Genomic DNA, 18,582 nt, shown 5'->3' with positions numbered 1-18,582 from the left:
TCGCGGTCGCCGGGATTGATGCGTTCCGGACTGTAGCCGACGGCGAAATCGCGGCCCGCCGTCAGGCCCGAAGTTTTGGCCAGCAACGGCGCGCACACGTCCTCGGTCGCCCCGGGAAAAACGGTCGATTCGTAGACGACGATGTCGCCTTTCTTGAGTTGCGCGCCGACGGTGCGCGTGGCGGATTCGAGCGCGGCGAGATCGGGCCGGTTGGCGTCGTCGATCGGGGTCGGCACGGTGACGATGTGAAAATCGGCCCGCTTGAGCGCGCCCGGATCGACGGTGAACTCGAGCGCGGGCAGGGCTAGGGCTTCGCCGGGGATTTCGCCGGTCCGATCGCGTCCCGTCTTCAGTTCGGCGACGCGGGCGGGATCGATGTCGAAGGCGACAACCGGGTTTCCCTCGCGGGCGAAGGCGACGGCGACCGGCAAGCCGACGTAGCCGAGCCCGATGACGGATATTTTTCGTCCGTGAGTCATGGGGTCGATCGATGATCTTCAATCGGGCGCGAACGCGCCCTTGTAATCGAGCTTCAAGGCGGGGTCCTGGTCGGCCTTGGCGAGCACGCAATCGCCGACCACCAGCATTTCGGCCTCGGTGCCCATGAAACAGCGGAACGCGTCCTCGGGCGAACCGACGATCGGCTCGCCACGCACGTTGAAGCTGGTGTTCACGATCACCGGACAGCCGGTCAGTTCCTTGAAGCGCGCCAGCAGCGCATGGTAGCGCGGATTGGTCTCCGCGTGCACCGTCTGGATGCGGGCGGAATAATCGACGTGGGTCACCGCCGGAATTTCCGAACGCGGAATGTTCAATTTATCGATCCCGAACAGGTTCCGCTCCGCCTCGGTCATGGCGCGGCGGCGCTTTTCGGCGACGTCGGCGACGATCAGCATGTAAGGACTCTCCCGGTCGAGATCGAACCAATCGGCCGCGTCTTCCGCCAACACCGACGGCGCGAAGGGGCGGAACGACTCGCGATACTTGATCTTCAAATTGAGCATCCTCTGCATCGACGGCGAACGGGCGTCGCCGAGAAACGAACGCGCGCCCAGCGCCCGCGGGCCGAACTCCATCCGGCCTTGGAACCAACCGACCGCTTGGCCGTCGGCCAGCGCGCGGGCGGCGACATCGATCGTATCTTGGGGGGCGAGGGTGCGAAAGCGGGCGCCGGCGGCGGTCAGGCGCCGCTCGATCTCGGCTTGGGCGAATTCGGGGCCGAGATAGCCGCCCGCCATGGCGTCCTGACGGTTGGCGGGAACGGTCCGCGCGCCGCCGCGGTAGAGGTGATAGGCCGCAAGCGCCGCGCCGAGTGCGCCGCCGGCGTCGCCCGCCGCCGGCTGAATCCAAATATTCTTGAACTTTCCATCGCGCAGCACGTGGCCGTTGGCGACGCAATTGAGCGCTACGCCGCCGGCAAGGCAAAGATTGGCCGCGCCGGTTTCGGCGGCGAGCGCGCGGGTCAGGCGCAGCACGACCTCCTCGGTCACCTTTTGGATCGAAGCGGCAAGATCCATGTGGCGTTGGGTGAGCGGTTCCTCGGGCGTCCGCGCCGGCCCGCCGAACAACCGGTCGAACTTGGCGTTGGTCATGCGCAGCCCGGTGCAGTAGTCGAAGTAGGATTGGTCGAGACGGAAGGTCCCGTCGTCCTTCAAATCCATCAGGTTGTCGAGAATCGCGCGGGCATATTTGGGTTCGCCATAGGGAGCGAGCCCCATGACTTTGTATTCGCCGGAATTGACCTTGAAGCCGGTGTAATAGGTGAACGCGGCGTACAAGAGCCCGAGCGAATGGGGGAAATGCAGCTCCTTGACGACGGCGAGCGAGTTGCCCTTGCCGTGCGCGACCGAGGTGGTCGCCCATTCGCCGACGCCGTCCATGGTCAACACCAGGGCTTCCTCGAACGGCGACGGAAAGAAAGCCGAAGCTGCGTGGCTGAGATGGTGCTCGGAAAACAGCAGCCGGGATTGCCAATCGAATCCGGGATCGAACGCGGCGAAGCGCTTGCGCAGCAGGTCCTTCTGGAACAGTTTTTCGCGCAGCCAGACTGGTATCGCCATGCGGAACGAGGCGAAGCCGCGCGGCGCGAACGCGACATAGGTTTCGAGCAGCCGTTCGAACTTGAGAAACGGCTTGTCGTAGAAAGCGACCAAATCGACGTCGGCCAGTTTCACGCCCGCGAAATCCAGACAGAACGCGATGGCGTTGGCGGGGAAACCCGAATCGTGCTTCTTGCGGGTGAAGCGTTCCTCCTGGGCGGCGGCGACGATGCGCCCGTCCTCGATCAGCGCCGCGGCGCTGTCGTGGTAGAAGGCCGATACGCCGAGAATGCGCAACCGGCACCCCCCTCAGAAAATCGTGTAGATGAAGGGCGCGACCGCCGAGCCCTGGCTCAGCACGATCAGGCCGCCGAACAGGGCCATCATCACGATGATCGGCAGCAGCCAGAACTTCTTGCGCACTTTCAGGAACAGCCACAACTCGGCGAGAAAGGACATCCGTACACTCCGTCAAAATTGATGGCGCATGGACTCGGGCGGGGGCCCCGGCGGCGCACGTTCGATCCAATAGGTGCGCGCGGCACGGTCGAATTTGAGGCGGAGGGGGTCCTTGCCCATGAACCGCATGACCAGCGCGATCGGCGTCACGGTCAGAAAAAACAACAAAGCCATGATCAAGGGACTAACAATCCGGTGCAGCAACATTCCGAACCGGAACCAGAGCCGATTGAGCGGCGCCAATATTCGAGGCGCGAGGCCAGCGGCGGCGGCGAAAACGAGCGCGACGACGATCGCCCAATAGCGCGGCGCATCGCCGGCGAGCAGGGGCCACAGTGCCACCAGCAGGAACACGGCGGCGAAGACGAGCCCGAACGCCCGTTCGGAACCCGTCTTGACGTCGCTCGCGCGATCGAACGATTCGTGCAGGCCTTGGGTTTCGGCCATCGTTGCCCTCCGGGCCGGCGCAACCCTAATCACCCGACCGCCGTTAATAAAGGCATAATAAAGCTAGCCTGCGCGCCGCAAGCGGGCGGCGAAAAACCCGTCCAGCCCTCCCCATTCGGGCCAATGGCAGGGCAACGTGCGCAAATTCCCCTCGGGGGTCAGAAACGGCGACTGGTGGGCAATCTCGTCGGCGCGGATCGGCTCGCGCGTAAAGGGGGCGCCGTCGCCAAGGAACCGGTCGATCCGCTCGGTTTCCTCCTCGGGTTCGAGCGAGCAGACGCAATAAACGAGCGCGCCGCCCGGCCGCACGAAATTGACGGCGGCGCGCAACAATTTTTCCTGGGTCGCGGCGAGGACGGCGATGTCTTCTGGCTTGCGGATACGCGGAATATCGGGATGGCGACGCACGGTGCCGGTCGCGGTGCACGGCGCATCCAACAGCACGGCGTCGGCCAAGCGTCCCGGCGCCCACGCGAGGACATCGGCGATGACGGTATCGGCGGCGAGATCGAGGCGGGCGAGATTGGCGCGCAACCGTTCGATCCGCGTCTTTGATCGATCGACGGCGACGATGTTGGCGCCGGCGCATGCGAGCTGCGCCGTTTTGCCGCCGGGCGCGGCGCAGAGATCGAACACGAGGCGGCCTTTGACGTCGCCGAGAAGCCGCACCGGGAGTTGTGCAGCGGCGTCCTGCACCCACCAGGCGCCTTTGGCGTATCCGTCGAGGGCGCCGACCGCGGAAACGTCGTCCAGGCGCACCGCCCCGGTCGGCAACACGCGTCCGTTCAGGCGTTGCGCCCAGGTGTCAGGGTCGCTTTTTACGGCAATATCGAGCGGCGGCTCGCGAAGATGGGTCTCGGCAATGCGCCGGCAGGCCTCTTCGCCGAAGGCTTCGGACCAGCGCGCCCACAACCATGCGGGCGTGTTGGCGCGTCCCGCGTCCGGGCCGGCAAGGAACCGGTCCGGCGTTCGGGCGATCCGCCGCAGCACGGCGTTGACGAGGCCCTTGAGGCGCCCGCCTCCGCCTGCTTCCGCGAGCGCGACCGACGTGGCGACGGCGGCGTGGGCGGGGGTTCGCAAAAACAGGATCTGGCAGATGCCGAGATGCAACGCGGTTCGCGCGTGCAGGGCGCCCTTCGGCAACGGTCGCTCGAGGCACGATGCGACGGCCGCCTCGATTTCGCCGAGACGCCGAAGCGTCGTCAGGACCAGATTGTGCGCGAACGCGCGGTCGCGCGGCGAAAGATCCTTCGCGGCACAATGCCGCTCGAGCGCGGATTCGAGCGGGACGCCCCGCGCCAGCACCGCGATCAGGGCTTCGGCGGCCCCCGCGCGCGCCGATATCTTCGTTGCCGCGCTCAGCCCCAGGGCCCCGCGGGTGGGTCGCCGTCGCGACGGTTCGCCAGGACTTCCAACCGCCGGATGCGGTTTTCCATGCTCGGATGGGTGGAAAACAGGTTGTCCATGCGCTCGCCCGACAGCGGGTTGACGATGTAAAGATGCGCGGTCGCCGGATTGTGTTCGGCAGTCCGATTGGGAATCGCGTGCGCGGCTTGGTCGAGCTTGGCGAGCGCCGAGGCGAGCCACAAGGGCTGGCCGCAAATCTCGGCACCGATCCGATCGGCTTCGTACTCCCGTCCGCGCGATATGGCCATCTGCACCAGCATCGCCGCGATCGGCGCCAAGACGACCGCGAGAATCGCGCCGACCGCGCCGAGGGCGCCACCGCGCTCGTCGTTGCCGCGCGCGCCGCCGAAGAAGAAAGCGAAGTGCGCGAGCATGCCGATCGCGCCGGCGATGGTGGCGGCGACGGTCATGATCAGGGTGTCGCGATTCCTGACGTGAGCGAGTTCGTGGGCCATGACCCCGGCGATTTCCTCGGAACTAAGCCGCGCGAGAAGACCGGTGGTGGCCGCGACGGCGGCGTTACGGGGATCGCGCCCGGTGGCGAAGGCGTTGGGCTGATCTTCGTCGATCAGGAAGACCCGCGGCATGGGCAACCCGGCCCGGTGCGCGAGCTGTTCGACGATACCGTAAAAGCCGGGGGCGTCGGCGCGGCCGATCTCGCGCGCACCGGCCATGGCGAGGACCATCTTGTCCGCGTTCCAGTAGGCGAACAGGTTGCCGGCGGCCGCGAGCACGAATGCCAAAACGAGACCCGTCTCGCCACCCATCAGGTAGCCGAGCACGAGAAAAAGGCCGGTCAGGCCGGCGAGCAACAGGGCGGTACGGGCATAGGGCATGGTCGATCCTGGCGGGAAAAGTAGGCGGTTTCCGGTTTCCCGCAAGCGCCTCGTCGGCTAAGAGTCGATCCATGGAACCCCGTCCGCGCGTCCCGCCCCAGGCGACATCTACCAAAGATAGTGAAGGCCATACGGGAGTTCCCGCGTCTCCATCTCCGGCGGCTCCGTCGCCGCCCGGCGCACCCGTTGCTCCGGCTTCGGATACGGGGAAGAGACCCTCCGCCGGCATGGATCCAACCCGCTACGGCGATTGGGAAAAGAACGGGCGCTGCATAGATTTTTGATCCGGGTTGCCGTCCCGGAAGCTGGCGAATCCCTCGTTGGGCGGCGCTGTTCTATTTTTGTTCTCATCCGATCCAAGGTGCTGTAGTCTGCCGATTCGCTCCCCGTCTGCGGAAGCAAGAGAGCGCAGCGTACGGGCCATGACGGGACAGGAAACATGACGCGGACGGCGGCATGGCTGGTCGGCCTGTTGGGCGCCGCGCTCGCCCTCGGCCACGGCGAGCTCGTCGGCACGCGGCCGCCGGCGGAGGAACCGGTGGCCGGCCCGGTGGCGGCGGCGGTCCTCGACGTGATCGACGGCGACACCATTCTGGTCCGCGCCCGGATTTGGCTTGGCCAGGACGTGGAAACCCGCGTGCGGCTTTTCGGCGTCGACGCGCCCGAGCTCAAGGCGCGATGCGAAGAAGAACGCGCGCTGGCCCGGGCCGCACGGGATTTCGTCCATGCGCGCGTGGAATCGAAGCGCGTAATCCTACGCGATGTCCGTTACGACAAGTACGGTCGGCGCGTTCTCGCCCGTGTTTTGACGCCGGAAGGCGAGGATTTGGCCGAATCGCTGATACGCCGCGGACTCGCGCGGCCCTACGACGGCGGCACCCGCCCGAATTGGTGCTCCGACAACAGTTCCGGTTGAAACGCATTTTCCTTGTCAAATCCGGGCGCTGACAGCCCTGCTTCGGCGCGGTGGATAACTTTCCCGATGTTCGTTTCGAACCGCTTGAGTCCTTCGACGAAATTTTGCAATTTTCCCCGAGCGATGCGCGTATTCCGTCAATTCCGAATTGGAACACATCGCTCCGGTTTCACGCCGTGCGAAGTCGTCGATGTGCGCGGCCGTAGGGGGATGATTGGGCGATGGCGTTATTCGACGTTCTCTTGCGCTGGTTGATCCCCGATCTCAAGGGGAAACCGCCGAACCCGAGCGGAAACGAAAAAATCGAACTCCGCGCCAGCGGACAAGCTTCTTTCGCCCCGAGCTCCACGATCGCAAACACTACCGCGGTCATGATCGCGGATTTCGACGGTCCCCAAGGCGACGCCTTCGCCGAACACCTCGTCAGCCGGATCGATAAACTGCCCGGAATTGCCGTTCTTCGGCGCAAGGAACCTTTGCGCCTGACCGGGTTGGGCGACGAGGCGGAAAAAGTTGCCGCTACGGCCGAACAGGGCCGCGCGTGGCTTCAAGAAACCGGGGCCGGGCTGCTCATATGGGGGGCAATGACGGCCGAATCCTCCACCGCGACTCTTCGGTTTTTGCCGGCGGTGACGGAACCCGACGGCACCCTCGGCGCGCTCGGACCCGCCGATGCCTTCGACGTTCCGGCCGATCTCGGCGGCGAGTCCGGCCAGGTAATCGCGGCAATGATGCTGGCGGCGACCGCCTTCGGCCATGGCGCGCGCGACGGCTTCGCGATCGTCGGCTTGCGCCGAATGCTGCATGAATTGTCCGATCCGGGAGCGCTGGCGGCGGCCGGATCGCCGGCGGTGGCCGCGAGCCTGATGCTGGGCGTCGGCCATGCTCACGCCGCTGAATATCGGAGTGCCGGCGATGCCGCCCGACTCGACCTGGCGCTCGCTTATTATCGCGCGGCAAACGAGCGCGTAACCATCCCCACCCAGCCGCGACTTTGGATTCAATCGCGGAATCACCTCGCCAACCTGTTGGTCGCGCAAGCCGAGGCCGAACGCAGCCCCTCCCGGATGAACGACGCGGCGAGCATCTGCCGTCAGGCAACCGAGGCCTTGACCCGCATCGAATATCCGAGCGATTGGGCCCAGTTCCAGGCGCGCCTCGGCGCGGTGCTCTACCGGCTGGGCCAGATGGAAGGCAAGCCCGCGCACTTTCGCGACGCGGCAACGGCCTATCAGCAGGCGCTGACGGTGTTTACCCAGCCCGCGCACCCATTGCGGTGGTCGGACCTCATGCACCAGTACGGTGTCCTTTTGACCACGCTCGGCGAGCATATGACCGGCACCGCCGCGCTCGAACAGGCGGTGATGGTGTTTCACAAGGCGCTCAATGTCCGCCGGCGCGAAACGCTGCCGCTGCACTGGGCGCAAACCACGAGCGCGCTCGGCGCGGCCTCGTTCGCGCTCGCCAAGCGCAACGGCAATGCCGCCGCCTTGCGCGAGGCGGTCGGCTGCTTCGACGGCGCGCTCGATATCTACGGCCAGCTCGGCCAGGGCCAGGCGATCGCGGTCCTGCAGAAAAATCTGCAACGCGCGCGGCGTCTGTTGGAAACGCGCGGCGCGGCGCTGGCCGACGACGTGGCGCCGAAAGATACGGCCTCCGCCAAGACCGCGCCGGCGGCGACCGCCAAGAAAAAATAAGCTGCCGCCGAACGGCGGGCGGTCCGTCCGCTTACTTGTTCATCCGGTTATCGACCAGGTCCTTGACCACCGCCGGATCGGCGAGGGTCGAGGTGTCGCCCAGGTTGCCCGGCTCGTTCTCGGCGATCTTGCGCAGGATGCGGCGCATGATCTTGCCCGAACGGGTCTTGGGCAGGCCCGGCGCCCATTGGATCAGATCGGGCTGGGCGATGGGTCCGATCTCCTTGCGCACCCATTGGACCAGTTCCTTGCGCAGATCCTCGGTCGGGTGTTCGCCGAGCTTGAGGGTCACGTAGGCGTAGATGCCTTGGCCCTTGATCGGATGCGGATAGCCGACCACCGCCGACTCCGCGACCTTGGGGTGGGCGACCAGCGCGCTTTCGACCTCGGCGGTGCCCATGCGGTGGCCGGAGACGTTGATCACGTCGTCGACCCTGCCGGTGATCCAGTAATAGCCGTCCTTGTCGCGCCGGCAGCCGTCGCCGGTGAAATAGCGGCCGGGGTAGGTGGAGAAGTACGTCTGCACGAACCGGTCGTGATCGCGGAACACGGTCCTCATCTGGCCGGGCCAGGAATCGAGGATCACCAGATTGCCCTCGCAGGCGCCTTCCAGTTCCTTGCCGTTGGGGTCGACGATGGCGGGTTTGATGCCGAAGAAGGGCAGCGTCGCCGATCCCGGCTTGGTCGCGATCGCGCCCGGCAGGGGCGTGATGAGGATGCCGCCGGTCTCGGTCTGCCACCAAGTGTCGACGATCGGGCAGCGCTTGTCGCCGACGACGTTGTAGTACCAGAGCCAGGCCTCGGGGTTGATCGGCTCGCCGACCGAGCCGAGCAGGCGAAGCGACTTGCGGCTGGTCTTGGTCACCGGGCCGTCGCCTTCGCGCATCAAGGCGCGGATCGCGGTCGGCGCGGTGTAGAAAATATTGACCTTGTGCTTGTCGCACACCTGCCAGAAGCGCGAGGCGTCGGGGTAATTCGGCACGCCCTCGAACATCAGGGTGATGGCGCCGTTGGAGAGCGGGCCATAAAGGATGTAGCTGTGCCCGGTGACCCAGCCGACGTCGGCGGTGCACCAATACACCTCGCCGTCCTTGTAATCGAAGATGTATTGGTGGGTCATCGAGACGTAGACCATGTAGCCACCGGTGGTGTGCAGCACCCCCTTGGGCTTGCCGGTCGAGCCGGAGGTGTAGAGGATGAAAAGCGGATCCTCGGCGTTCATTTCCTCGGGCGGGCAGTCGGGGGCGGCCTTGGCGCAGACGTCGTGGTACCAGACGTCGCGGCCTTCCACCCAGTTGATGGCGCCGCCGGTGCGCTTGACCACGATCACGGTTTTCACCGACGGGCACTTCTTGAGCGCCTCGTCGGTATTCGCCTTGAGCGGAATCTTCTTGTTGGCGCGGATGCCTTCGTCGGCGGTGATGACGCAGTTGGAATCGCAGTCCTGGATGCGCCCGACCAGGGATTCGGGCGAAAAGCCGCCGAACACCACCGAATGAATCGCGCCGATGCGCGCGCAGGCGAGCATGGCGTAGGCCGCCTCGGGGATCATCGGCATGTAGACGGTGACCCGGTCGCCTTTTTTAACCCCCTGCGCCTTGAGCGCGTTAGCGAGCCGGCAAACGTGCTCGTGCAGTTCCTTGTAGGTGATCGCCTTGCTGTCCTTGGGGTCGTCGCCTTCCCACAGGATCGCGGTCTGGTTGCCGCGTTTGGCGAGATGCCGGTCGATGCAGTTGACGGAAGCGTTCAGCGTGCCGTCGTAGAACCAGCGGATGTGCACCGGCGGCTGGAAGCTCGAATCCTTGATCTTGGTGTAGGGCTTGATCCAGTCGATGCGCTTGCCGTGCTCGCGCCAGAACCCTTCCGGGTCCTTGACCGAGCGTTCGTACATTTCCTGATACTTCGCGCGGTTGATGTGCGCGGTCTTGGCGAGGGCTTCGGGAACGGGAAACAGTTGGTCCTGCATGGGGATCGAGCCTCTTCCTGGGGTGTCGGCCGGTTCCGAGGTGGACCCGTCCGGCGACGATTGCCCAAACTTTATCGTTCCGCGCCGGATGGGAAAAGGGGGCGGGGCGGTCTTTATCGGCTCATTTGGCCGGCTCATTCGGCCGGGTCATTCGGCAAGCCGGACGGTCCCGTTTTCGACGGCCACGGCGACCGGCGCGAGGCGCTTGCCGGCGCATGGACCCTTGACGCAGACCCCGTCCTCGATGCGGAACAGCGCGCCGTGGGTCGAACATTGGATCAGGGTCTTGTCGATGTTCAGAAACCGGCCCGGCAGGAAATCGAGCGGCGCGCCGGTGTGCGGGCAACTGTTGACGTAGGCATAAATCTTTCCGCCCCGGCGCACGGCGAGCACGCCGATCCGCTCGCCATTAGCCCGCGCGGCAACGAACCCGTTGCTGTCGCCATGGGCGATGTCATCGAGCCGGCAAAGGACGCCGCCGGTCACGGCTCGATTCCGCCCATCCGGCAAATGCGCGCCCACGCTTGATCGTCGATCGGCATCACCGACAGCCTGGACTGGCGCACCAGAGCGAGATGGGCGAGCCGCGGCTCGGCCTTGATCGCGGCCAGCGTGACGGGTTTTTTCAGGGGTTGGCGCGCGCGGAAGTCGACCATGCCGAAGCGGCCGGTTTCATCGCTGGGATCGGGATAATAGGTCTTCACGACCTCGACGATGCCGACGATCTCGCGGCTTTCGCCCGAATGATAGAAAAAAGCCCTGTCGCCTTTTTTCATCGCTTTCAGGTTGGCGGCGGCCTGGAAATTGCGCACGCCGTTCCACGGCTCGACGCCTTTCTTGACGTGGTCGTTCCACGACCAGGTTTCCGGTTCCGATTTCACCAGCCAGTAGGCCATGGCCGCGCGCCTCGTTGTCGCGTCTCACAGGCCCGCGCGCATCGCGCGGATCGTTTCGGCGAGCTCGTTTTCGTCGGCCGCGGGCAGCGAGCAGACGGTGCCGCGGCAGACGTAGGCGGTGGCGCGGCCGTCGATCTGACCCTTGCCGTGGGCGGGGTGATTGTCGGGCAAGCTCTGACCGGGAGGAATCACGAGCAAAGCGCGCGCGGGCAGGCTGAAGGCCAACGTTCGGACAAGGAGCCGTTCGGCGCCGGCTTCACCGCGTTGGCCGACGATCACCACCTGCAATCCCTGGCGCAAGCTATCGGCGGCGTTGAGAAGGCCGGCCGAGGAGAGCGGATCGCTGCCGACAATACCGCCGGTCGTGGCCAGTGTCCGCTCGGCGCGCGCGCGCAGGTCCTCCGCCCCGGTCAAGAAGTAGAGCTTGGCCAGAACTTCGACCATTGTCGCATTGCCGGACGGATCGGGCATGTCGATGACCGGCTTGAGACGGGTGAGCGCGGGCGCGACATCGGCAACGGCCTGGAAGAAGCCACCGCCGGCCGGGTCCCAATGATCGCTTATCGCTTGGCCGACCCACGTTTCGGCGCGGCGCAGGTAAGCCGCGTCTCCGGTCGCCTCGAACAGGACCAGAGCCGCGCGCGCCATCTGGGCCAGGCTTTCGACCGGCGCCGGCGCGCCGGCGCGACCGTCGTGCCAGGAATGGGCGAGGCGACCAGAGGGGGACTCCAGACGACGGACGGCGTCGGCGAACGCGAGGCGCGCGGCCTCGATCCAAGTTTGCTCGCCGAAGGCGAAGCCCGCCTCAGCGAGCGCGGCGATGGCGATGCCGTTCCAATCGGCGAGCAGCTTGTCGTCGCGCGCGGGCCTCGCGCGCGCTTCGCGCTCGGCGCGCAAGCGCGCAAGCGACGCGTCGAATCGTTCCTCCGCCGTTTCGGAACGGTACAAAGTGCCGGGATCGTCGAGGGTCCGCAATTCCCTGCGTTCCGGCGGCGCGAGGCCGTAGGCGGCGAGAAACGGGTCGGCGTCGGCGCCGAGGACGCGCCTGAGTTCGGTTTCGGACCAAAGGTAATACGTTCCTTCGTCCTTGTGTCCGGTGGCGTCCGCGCTCTCGGCGTCGAGCGCGGACGCGAACGCGCCGGACGGCAGCCGCATCTCGGCGAGCAGAAACGCCGCCGTTTCCCGCGCCTGCCGGGCGAACCGCGCCTCGCGCGTCTCGCGCCAAACTTCGGTGAAAAGGGCGAGCAGCGCGCCGTTGACATTCAGCATTTTCTCATAGTGGGGAACACGCCATTCCGGATCCACGGCGTAGCGGAAAAAACCGCCGCCGACGTGATCGTAGAGTCCGCCCTCGGCCATGGCCGTGAGCGCGCCGGCGACGGCCTCGGCGAAATCCTTTTCTCCGGTCCTGAGATAAGCCCGCCATAACGCTTCCAGGGCGGATGCGCGCGGGAACTTGGTCGATTTGCCGAATCCGCCGTGGAACGGATCGACGTCCTCGAGCAGGGCACGCTGGGCGGAATCTATTTCGCCCGCGCCGAGGGTGCCGGGGCGCGGGGCGAGCGCACGGCGCAACGCGTCCGCCGCGCGCGCGGCCTCGGCCGTTAGCGCCGCCGGATCCTCGCGCCAGGCCGTCGCCACCTCCCTGAGCACGTGGGCGAAGGACGGCACGCCGCCGGTTTCCACCTTGGGATAATAGGTGCCGCCGAAAAACACTTCGCCCGATGGCGCGAGAAACAGGGTCAGCGGCCAGCCGGTCGGCAAGCCGAGCAACGAGGCCTGCAGGATGTAGGCCGCGTCCACGTCGGGGCGTTCCTCCCGGTCCACCAGCACGGGAATGAAGCTCCGATGGATGATCTCGGCGATAGCGGGATCGAGATAGCTTTCCCGCTGCATGACGTGACACCAGCGGCAGGCGAAATAGCCGATCGCAAGCAGGATCGGCTTCTGGTCCCGCCTCGCCTCGGCGAACGCCGCCTCGCCCCACGGCCGCCAATCAACGGCGTCCTTGGCATGCAGTCGGAGATAAGGGCTGGTTTCCTGGGCGAGCCGCGGCGCGGCGGCGGCCGGTGCGTGGCCGACCGCCGCCGCGACGAGCAGCACGGCGAGAAATCCTCTCATGGCCGGGCCATTATGCACGAAACCGCGCAGGCGGCTCCGGGGATATCCATCCGCGAGGGATCAAGACGGCGTGAAATGCGTCGGGTTATTCCGTCCCGACCGGACGGGCGAGCAGCCCGGCGATGGCGGAATCGAGGTCGGCGCCGTGGTTGAGCACCGCGTCGACGGCGGCGCAGATCGGCATCTCGATCCCGAGCCGCCGGGCCAACGCCATCACCGAGGACGCGGAAAAGACGCCTTCGGCGACCGTGGTGCGTTCCGCCAGTATCATCGCCAGCGGCCGGTCGCGGCCGAGCGCGAGCCCGAGGGAGAAATTGCGCGATTGCGCCGCGTTGCAGGTCAAGGTCAGATCGCCGAGGCCCGAAAGCCCCATCAACGTGCGCGCGTCGCCCCCCTTGGCGCGGGCGAGGCGGATGATCTCGGCCAGGCCCCGGGTGATGAGCGCCGCGCGCGCGTTGTCGCCCAGTTTCCGGCCCTCGACGATGCCGCAGGCGATGGCGATGACGTTCTTGACCGCGCCGCCGATTTCGGCGCCGACGACATCGGTCGCGGTATAGGCGCGGAATCGCGACGTCCCGAGCGCGCGGGCGAGCGCGTCCGCGAGTTTTGCGTCGCGCGCCGCGAGCGTGACGGCGGTCGGCAGGTTGCGCGCCACCTCGGACGCGAACGTCGGGCCGGACAGCACCGCGATCGCCGCGCCGGGAAGCTCCTCGGCCACCACCTCGCTCAACAGCTTGCCGCTCTCCTGCTCGATGCCCTTGGCGCAGATCAGGGCCGGCGTTCCGTCGCGCCAATGGGGCGCAAGACGGCGGGCGAGGCCGCGCGTGTGCTGCGCCGGGGTTACCAGCAGGATCGCGTCCGCGCGGGCGACCTCGGCCGGGTCGGTGGTGGCGACGATGTTCGGGTCGAGCTCGACGCCGGGGAGATAAAGCGGATTGGCGTGGCGGGCATTGATGTCGTCGGCGACTTCGGGCTCGAGCGCCCAGATGGCGGCGTCGCGGCCCGCGCGCCGCGCGACCAGCGCGAGCGCGGTGCCCCACGCGCCCGCGCCGACGATGCCGATGCGCTGAAAGACCCGTTCCCCCATGAGCGGAAGTGTGCCTCGTGCGGTTTTCGTCTGCAATCACGCTTTCACGCCCGCGCCCGGCGCCTTGGGCGCGCGAGGATCGAGCGGCCAGCGCGGCCGCGCGGCGAAATCGAGCGGATCGACGAAGCCGAGCTTGAAACGCTCGATCCCCGCCCAGGCGATCATGGCGGCGTTGTCGGTGCAGAGCCTTGCGGGCGGCGCGATCAGGCGAAGGCCGTGTTCGTCGGCGAGGCGTTGAAGGCGGGCGCGGATTTCGGCGTTGGCGGCGACGCCGCCCGCGACCACCAAATGATCGCCCGACGGATGGCGGGTGCGGAACTCGGCGATGGCGTTGCGCGTGCGCTCGGCGAGGTGCCGGGCGACGCGATCCTGGAACGCGGCGGCGAGGTCGCGCACGGTTTCGGGATCGAGGGCGCCCAGCTCGCGCACCCGCCGCGCGAGCGCCGCCTTGAGCCCGGAAAAGGAAAAATCGCAGCCCGGTTTCCCGATCAGCGGCCGAGGCAGGTCGAATCGCCCGGGATCGCCGGTCGCCGCCGCACGCTCGATCGCCGGCCCGCCGGGATAGCCGAGCCCCAAAAGTTTCGCCGCCTTGTCGAACGCCTCGCCCGCCGCGTCGTCGACGGTGGTGCCGAGCCGGACGTAGCGCCCGACCCCCTCGACGATCAGAAGCTGGCAATGGCCGCCCGACACCAGGAGGAGGAGATAGGGAAACGCGACGTCGGCGATCAGGCGCGCGCTCAGGGCATGCCCCTCGAGGTGATTGACGGCGATGAACGGAATCCGGCGCACGCTGGCGATGGCCTTGGCGGTGATGACGCCGACCATGACGCCGCCGATCAGGCCCGGCCCGCCGGTCGCGGCGACGGCGGCGAGCGATTTCCACGGCGTGCGCGCGCGTTCGAGCGCGCGGGTAATCAAGCGGTCAAGATGGTCGAGATGGGCGCGCGCCGCGACCTCCGGCACGATGCCGCCGAACGGGCGGTGCTCGGCCTCCTGGGAAAGAATTTCGTCGGCGAGCACGCGCTTATCCTCGGCGACCACCGCGGCGGCCGTTTCGTCGCAACTCGTTTCGAGGCCGAGAACGATCATATTGAAATCCCAGATATTTTTCGCCTTCGGACGACGCGGATGGCCATGCGATAATTAACTTTATCCGCGATTTTGCCGGTGTTGAATGCCGAAGCCTATATAATTTGACGGGTAACGAGACGCGGGAGTGGAGCACACGATGGGTATCAAGACAATTCCGGCCTCGACTTCGGTTGGCGAATCGACCGGGGTGGTCATTCAAGTCGATGTCAGCGGCGTCGGGCTGATCGAAGCCGATTCAACCCACCGCAAATACCCGTTCACTTTCGACACGGTGAAAGGATATTACGGCCAACCCCTGGCCGCCGCTGGCTTGACGCGCGGCAGTAAGGTCAAGTTCGACGAAACCGACGGAATCGTCAAATTTGTCGAAATTATATAGGCGTCACGTGAGCTGACCAACGCACGGTCGGTGCGGCTTTACGCTTTGCCGCAAGGGGGGACGGCGTGGCACAGCAATTCCTTGATCCGAAAGATACGAAGGTAAACGGAGAGTGGCGGCCTAGCCGGGCGCTGGAGGCGGCGGTTCGCGACAAGTTTGGACGCTACCCGAATATCAACGAATGGCGGCCGGGCGATCTTCTCCTATTCAATATCCCCGAAAACACGCCTCTGGGATCGAAGCTTATTATCAAAGCCCAGCATGCAAACTATGTCATTGAACACGCGCGCTGGCATCATGCCGCGGTCTATGTCGGCGACGGTTTTCTTTGCGAAGCGGATATCGGCGGCGTGCGGCATGTCGAGATCGACAAATACTTGGGCCGACACTTGATCCGCGTGCGCCGCGATATGACCTTGAGCATCGACGACCAGTATAAGATCGCGCTCCGCGCCATGACCCGCCTGCGTGAAGACTACGGTTTCCGCCAGATATTGGCGCTCGCCTTTCACGGTATTCGTGGGTCCTGGTACCCTTCACAACTTGCATTAGGCTCGCGTGGCGTTATTTGCTCGCACTTGTACAACTACGCCTACATGGGGGTTACCAAGCGATTGTTATTTTCCACAGGCGATCGGCCGATTATTCCTGCGGAACTGAGTTTGACCGACGTCCTTTCCGATGTTCCCGTATACTGGCACCGTATTTCCAGAAGTTGATCGCGCCATAATCGGACATATTCAGCGATAAGGCGACAGAGGCGCGAATCCGCGTTATTACTGGCGCATGATTTTATCTGCCCCCCTCCGCATCGGCACCCGCGGCAGCCCCCTGGCGCTGGCCCAGGCCGAGGAAGTTCGCAATCGCCTCGCGCCGGCGAATGAGGCGGATATCGTGGTCATTAAGACCACGGGCGATCAGCTGCTCGACCGGGCGCTCAGCGAGGCCGGCGGCAAGGGCCTGTTCACCAAGGAAATCGACGAAGCGCTTCTTTCCGGCCGGATCGATCTCGCCGTCCACTCGCTGAAGGACGTGCCGACGTGGCTGCCCGACGGAATCGTTCTGGCCGCCATATTGGAACGGGAAGACCCGCGCGATGCCTTCATCAGCCGGAAAGCGCCGCGCCTGTTCGACCTGCCGGCGGGCGCCCGCATCGGCACCGCCTCGCTTCGCCGCCAGGCGCAGATTCTCGCCCGCCGGCCGGATCTGAAGGTAACGCTCTTGCGCGGCAACGTGCAGACGCGGCTTCGCAAGCTCGACGAAGGCGCGGTCGACGCGACGCTGCTCGCGCTCGCGGGCTTGAGGCGCCTTGGCCGCGCCGACGTAGCGACGGCGATCCTGGAAACGGACGAGATTCTGCCCGCGCCGGGACAAGGGGCGATCGCGGTCGCTTGCCGCGCGGGCGACGGGGCGGTGCGCGAACGGCTCGGCGCCCTCGATCACGCGGCGTCCCGCGACGCGGTGACGGCGGAACGCGCGCTGCTCGAGGCGCTCGACGGCTCCTGCCGCACGCCGATCGCGGCGCTGGCACGCGTCACGGGCTCGCGGATCGCGCTCAAGGGTCTCGTCGCCAAACCGGACGGAAGCCGCGTCGTCGCCGGCGAGCGCGTCGGGAATACATCCGACGCCGCGCGGCTCGGCCGCGACCTCGGCGAATACCTGCGCGCCGAAGCCGGTCCCGGGTTCCTGCCGGGATTCTGAATCGTGTCCGCACCCCCGCGCGCGCTGCGTTTGCTCGTCACCCGGCCGGCGGAGGACGCGGCGCCGCTCGTCGTTGCGCTCGCGCGCCTCGGCCACCAAGCCTCGAGCGAGCCGATGCTCGAGATCGTTCCGCGTCCCGGCCCGCCGGTCGATCTTTCCGGCGCGCAAGGACTGCTGGTCACCAGCGCCAACGGCGCGCGCGCCTTCGCCGCGCGCAATTCCGAACGGAATATTTTGGTCCTGGCGGTGGGCGAAGCCTCGGCGGCGGCCGCGCGCGCGCTCGGCTTCGCGCGGGTCGAAAGCGCTTCGGGCGACGTCGACGCACTTGCCGATCTTTGCCGTCGCCGCCTCGATCCCGGCGGCGGCGTTCTCGTGCACGTCGCCGGAACCCGGGTCGCGGGCGATCTCGGCGGCGCGCTCGAACGGGCGGGGTTCCGCTACCGGCGCGAGGTTCTTTACGAAGCGCGCGCAGCGACACGGCTGTCGGACGCGACGTCGGCCGCGCTCGCCCAAGGCCGGATCGACGGCGTCCTCTTCTTTTCGCCGCGCACGGCCGAATCCTTCGTCGCGCTCGCGACCCGGGCGGGCGCGGCGCCGCATCTTGCGCGCGCGAGCGCCTATTGTCTGAGCGACGCGGTCGCCGCGAAGGCGCGCGCGGCCGCGTGGCGCCGAGTCGTTATTGCCGAGCGGCCCGATCAGGAATCGCTTTTCGCCGCGATCGCGCGCGAAAACGGCGGTTGAGGGTGCCAATCCCGCGCGGGCCCTGCTAATCTTGCCGGGTCATGGACGAAACTCCCAAGCCGACCGACGACAAGGGCCAGCCGGCCGACGACAAGGACATGGGCAAGTCCGTCGCGACCCCGCCCCGGCCCGCGGTGGTTCTTCCGGCGTTTATTATCTCCCTGCTGGTCGTGGGCGCGCTCGCCGTGGCGATCGCGGCCACGGCACCCCGCTGGCTGCCGTGGGTCCGGGCGGAGCTCGCGACGCCCGATCCGCGCGTGGCGGCGCTGGAAGCGCGCGTCAAGGCGCTCGAAGAACGCGCGTTGCCCGTATCCACACCCGCGCCTGCGCCGGCGCCGCCGTCGATCATGGCGCCGCCACCCGCCGCGCCGGCCGTCGATAAGGCGGCGTTCGACGATCTCGTTCGCCGTTTGAATGAATCGGAAGCGCGCGCCGCCGATCTCGCGCGAAGGCTTCAGGCGGTCGAGGCGGCCGAAGCCAAGGCCGCCAGCGCTGATACGATGGCGCCCGCGTTCGTCCTCGCCGTCGGCCAGCTGCGCGACGCGAGTCTGGCGGGCCGCCCGTTCGCGCGCGAACTCGATCAGTTGCGCGAAATCGCCAAATCCCGCCCGGAAGCGACCGAAGCCGCCGAACGACTCCGGCCCCATGCCGCCAAGGGGGTGCCGACCGCGAACGACATCAAGGCCCGTTTCGACGCCATGGCGCGCGCGGTGACGGTTGCGGCGCGCGGCGCCGGCGACGGAACCTGGACCGATCGCGCGCTCGCCCGGCTTTCGGCCCTGGTCGCGGTGCGCCGCA

At 66.8% G+C, this 18,582-nt stretch carries 19 protein-coding genes; 8 read left to right on the top strand and 11 right to left on the bottom strand.

The features are described 5' to 3' along the window. From FJ311_12310 to htpX, 5 genes are all read right to left on the bottom strand, one after another. A partial coding sequence (locus FJ311_12310) for a nucleotide sugar dehydrogenase (GenBank protein ID MBM3952222.1) occupies positions 1-479 on the bottom strand: 479 nt, incomplete at its 3' end. A gap of 18 nt (positions 480-497) precedes the next feature. Next, a complete protein-coding gene (locus FJ311_12305) occupies positions 498-2,336 on the bottom strand; it encodes a carbamoyltransferase (GenBank protein MBM3952221.1) in 1,839 nt (612 codons plus the stop codon). Between the two features lie 174 nt (positions 2,337-2,510). Next, on the bottom strand, positions 2,511-2,945 hold the full coding sequence (locus FJ311_12300; GenBank protein ID MBM3952220.1) for a hypothetical protein: 435 nt from the start codon (positions 2,943-2,945) through the stop codon (positions 2,511-2,513). 63 nt (positions 2,946-3,008) lie between these two features. Further along, positions 3,009-4,307 (bottom strand): MFS transporter, encoded by a 1,299-nt coding sequence (locus tag FJ311_12295; protein MBM3952219.1) that lies wholly within the window; start codon positions 4,305-4,307, stop codon positions 3,009-3,011. Next, entirely contained in the window at positions 4,304-5,188 is an 885-nt protein-coding gene (htpX, locus tag FJ311_12290; GenBank protein ID MBM3952218.1) for a zinc metalloprotease HtpX, read from the bottom strand. The genes FJ311_12295 and htpX overlap by 4 nt, the downstream gene beginning before the upstream one ends. A gap of 71 nt (positions 5,189-5,259) precedes the next feature. Between htpX and FJ311_12285 the strand changes: the two genes are divergently transcribed. From FJ311_12285 to FJ311_12275, 3 genes are all read left to right on the top strand, one after another. Beyond that, entirely contained in the window at positions 5,260-5,472 is a 213-nt protein-coding gene (locus FJ311_12285; GenBank protein ID MBM3952217.1) for a DUF1674 domain-containing protein, read from the top strand. 155 nt (positions 5,473-5,627) lie between these two features. Further along, a complete protein-coding gene (locus FJ311_12280) occupies positions 5,628-6,104 on the top strand; it encodes a nuclease (protein ID MBM3952216.1) in 477 nt (158 codons plus the stop codon). A 371-nt stretch (positions 6,105-6,475) separates the two neighbouring features. Then, the gene (locus tag FJ311_12275) at positions 6,476-7,801 is read left to right on the top strand and encodes a hypothetical protein (protein MBM3952215.1); all 1,326 of its coding nucleotides are present in this window, start codon (positions 6,476-6,478) and stop codon (positions 7,799-7,801) included. Positions 7,802-7,832: 31 nt separating this feature from the next. Here the strand turns inward: FJ311_12275 and acs are convergent, their stop codons facing one another. From acs to tsaD, 6 genes are all read right to left on the bottom strand, one after another. Beyond that, positions 7,833-9,767, bottom strand: coding sequence for an acetate--CoA ligase (gene acs, locus FJ311_12270; GenBank protein ID MBM3952214.1), 1,935 nt, complete (start codon positions 9,765-9,767; stop codon positions 7,833-7,835). A 147-nt stretch (positions 9,768-9,914) separates the two neighbouring features. Further along, complete coding sequence (locus FJ311_12265; GenBank protein ID MBM3952213.1) at positions 9,915-10,253, bottom strand: Rieske (2Fe-2S) protein; 339 nt, start codon at positions 10,251-10,253, stop codon at positions 9,915-9,917. Then, positions 10,250-10,663 carry an EVE domain-containing protein gene (locus FJ311_12260; protein ID MBM3952212.1) on the bottom strand — a complete coding sequence of 138 codons (414 nt, stop codon included), beginning with the start codon at positions 10,661-10,663 and terminating at the stop codon, positions 10,250-10,252. Before FJ311_12260 ends, FJ311_12265 begins: the two co-directional genes overlap by 4 nt. Before the next feature lie 24 nt (positions 10,664-10,687). Further along, the gene (locus tag FJ311_12255) at positions 10,688-12,784 is read right to left on the bottom strand and encodes a thioredoxin domain-containing protein (GenBank protein MBM3952211.1); all 2,097 of its coding nucleotides are present in this window, start codon (positions 12,782-12,784) and stop codon (positions 10,688-10,690) included. A gap of 85 nt (positions 12,785-12,869) precedes the next feature. Next, the gene (locus FJ311_12250; GenBank protein ID MBM3952210.1) at positions 12,870-13,871 is read right to left on the bottom strand and encodes an NAD(P)-dependent glycerol-3-phosphate dehydrogenase; all 1,002 of its coding nucleotides are present in this window, start codon (positions 13,869-13,871) and stop codon (positions 12,870-12,872) included. Positions 13,872-13,907: 36 nt separating this feature from the next. After that, entirely contained in the window at positions 13,908-14,960 is a 1,053-nt protein-coding gene (tsaD, locus tag FJ311_12245) for a tRNA (adenosine(37)-N6)-threonylcarbamoyltransferase complex transferase subunit TsaD (GenBank protein ID MBM3952209.1), read from the bottom strand. 139 nt (positions 14,961-15,099) lie between these two features. On the opposite strand from tsaD, the gene FJ311_12240 reads away from it, so the two are divergent. From FJ311_12240 to FJ311_12220, 5 genes are all read left to right on the top strand, one after another. After that, complete coding sequence (locus tag FJ311_12240; GenBank protein MBM3952208.1) at positions 15,100-15,342, top strand: hypothetical protein; 243 nt, start codon at positions 15,100-15,102, stop codon at positions 15,340-15,342. A 65-nt stretch (positions 15,343-15,407) separates the two neighbouring features. Next, a complete protein-coding gene (locus FJ311_12235; protein MBM3952207.1) occupies positions 15,408-16,061 on the top strand; it encodes a hypothetical protein in 654 nt (217 codons plus the stop codon). Between the two features lie 70 nt (positions 16,062-16,131). Then, positions 16,132-17,043: a hydroxymethylbilane synthase gene (gene hemC, locus FJ311_12230; protein MBM3952206.1), complete on the top strand. Its 912-nt coding sequence runs from the start codon at positions 16,132-16,134 to the stop codon at positions 17,041-17,043. Continuing rightward, positions 17,044-17,784 carry a uroporphyrinogen-III synthase gene (locus FJ311_12225; GenBank protein ID MBM3952205.1) on the top strand — a complete coding sequence of 247 codons (741 nt, stop codon included), beginning with the start codon at positions 17,044-17,046 and terminating at the stop codon, positions 17,782-17,784. Between the two features lie 41 nt (positions 17,785-17,825). After that, the coding region (locus FJ311_12220) for a hypothetical protein (protein MBM3952204.1) at positions 17,826-18,582 on the top strand (757 nt) is incomplete at its 3' end.

The organism is Rhodospirillales bacterium (assembly GCA_016872535.1).
GTDB lineage: Bacteria > Pseudomonadota > Alphaproteobacteria > Rhodospirillales > 2-12-FULL-67-15 > 2-12-FULL-67-15.
Note: the sequence above shows the minus strand (reverse complement) of the source record. Positions and strands in the feature narration are given on the sequence as shown.

Coding starts and splice junctions, on each gene's coding strand:
- FJ311_12285 (MBM3952217.1), top strand. CDS start 5,260: ATGGAACCCCGTCCGCGCGTCCCGCCCCAGGCGACATCTACCAAAGAT.
- acs (MBM3952214.1), bottom strand. CDS start 9,767: ATGCAGGACCAACTGTTTCCCGTTCCCGAAGCCCTCGCCAAGACCGCG.
- FJ311_12275 (MBM3952215.1), top strand. CDS start 6,476: ATGATCGCGGATTTCGACGGTCCCCAAGGCGACGCCTTCGCCGAACAC.
- tsaD (MBM3952209.1), bottom strand. CDS start 14,960: ATGATCGTTCTCGGCCTCGAAACGAGTTGCGACGAAACGGCCGCCGCG.
- FJ311_12255 (MBM3952211.1), bottom strand. CDS start 12,784: ATGAGAGGATTTCTCGCCGTGCTGCTCGTCGCGGCGGCGGTCGGCCAC.
- FJ311_12280 (MBM3952216.1), top strand. CDS start 5,628: ATGACGCGGACGGCGGCATGGCTGGTCGGCCTGTTGGGCGCCGCGCTC.
- FJ311_12250 (MBM3952210.1), bottom strand. CDS start 13,871: ATGGGGGAACGGGTCTTTCAGCGCATCGGCATCGTCGGCGCGGGCGCG.
- FJ311_12260 (MBM3952212.1), bottom strand. CDS start 10,663: ATGGCCTACTGGCTGGTGAAATCGGAACCGGAAACCTGGTCGTGGAAC.
- htpX (MBM3952218.1), bottom strand. CDS start 5,188: ATGCCCTATGCCCGTACCGCCCTGTTGCTCGCCGGCCTGACCGGCCTT.
- FJ311_12300 (MBM3952220.1), bottom strand. CDS start 2,945: ATGGCCGAAACCCAAGGCCTGCACGAATCGTTCGATCGCGCGAGCGAC.
- FJ311_12240 (MBM3952208.1), top strand. CDS start 15,100: ATGGGTATCAAGACAATTCCGGCCTCGACTTCGGTTGGCGAATCGACC.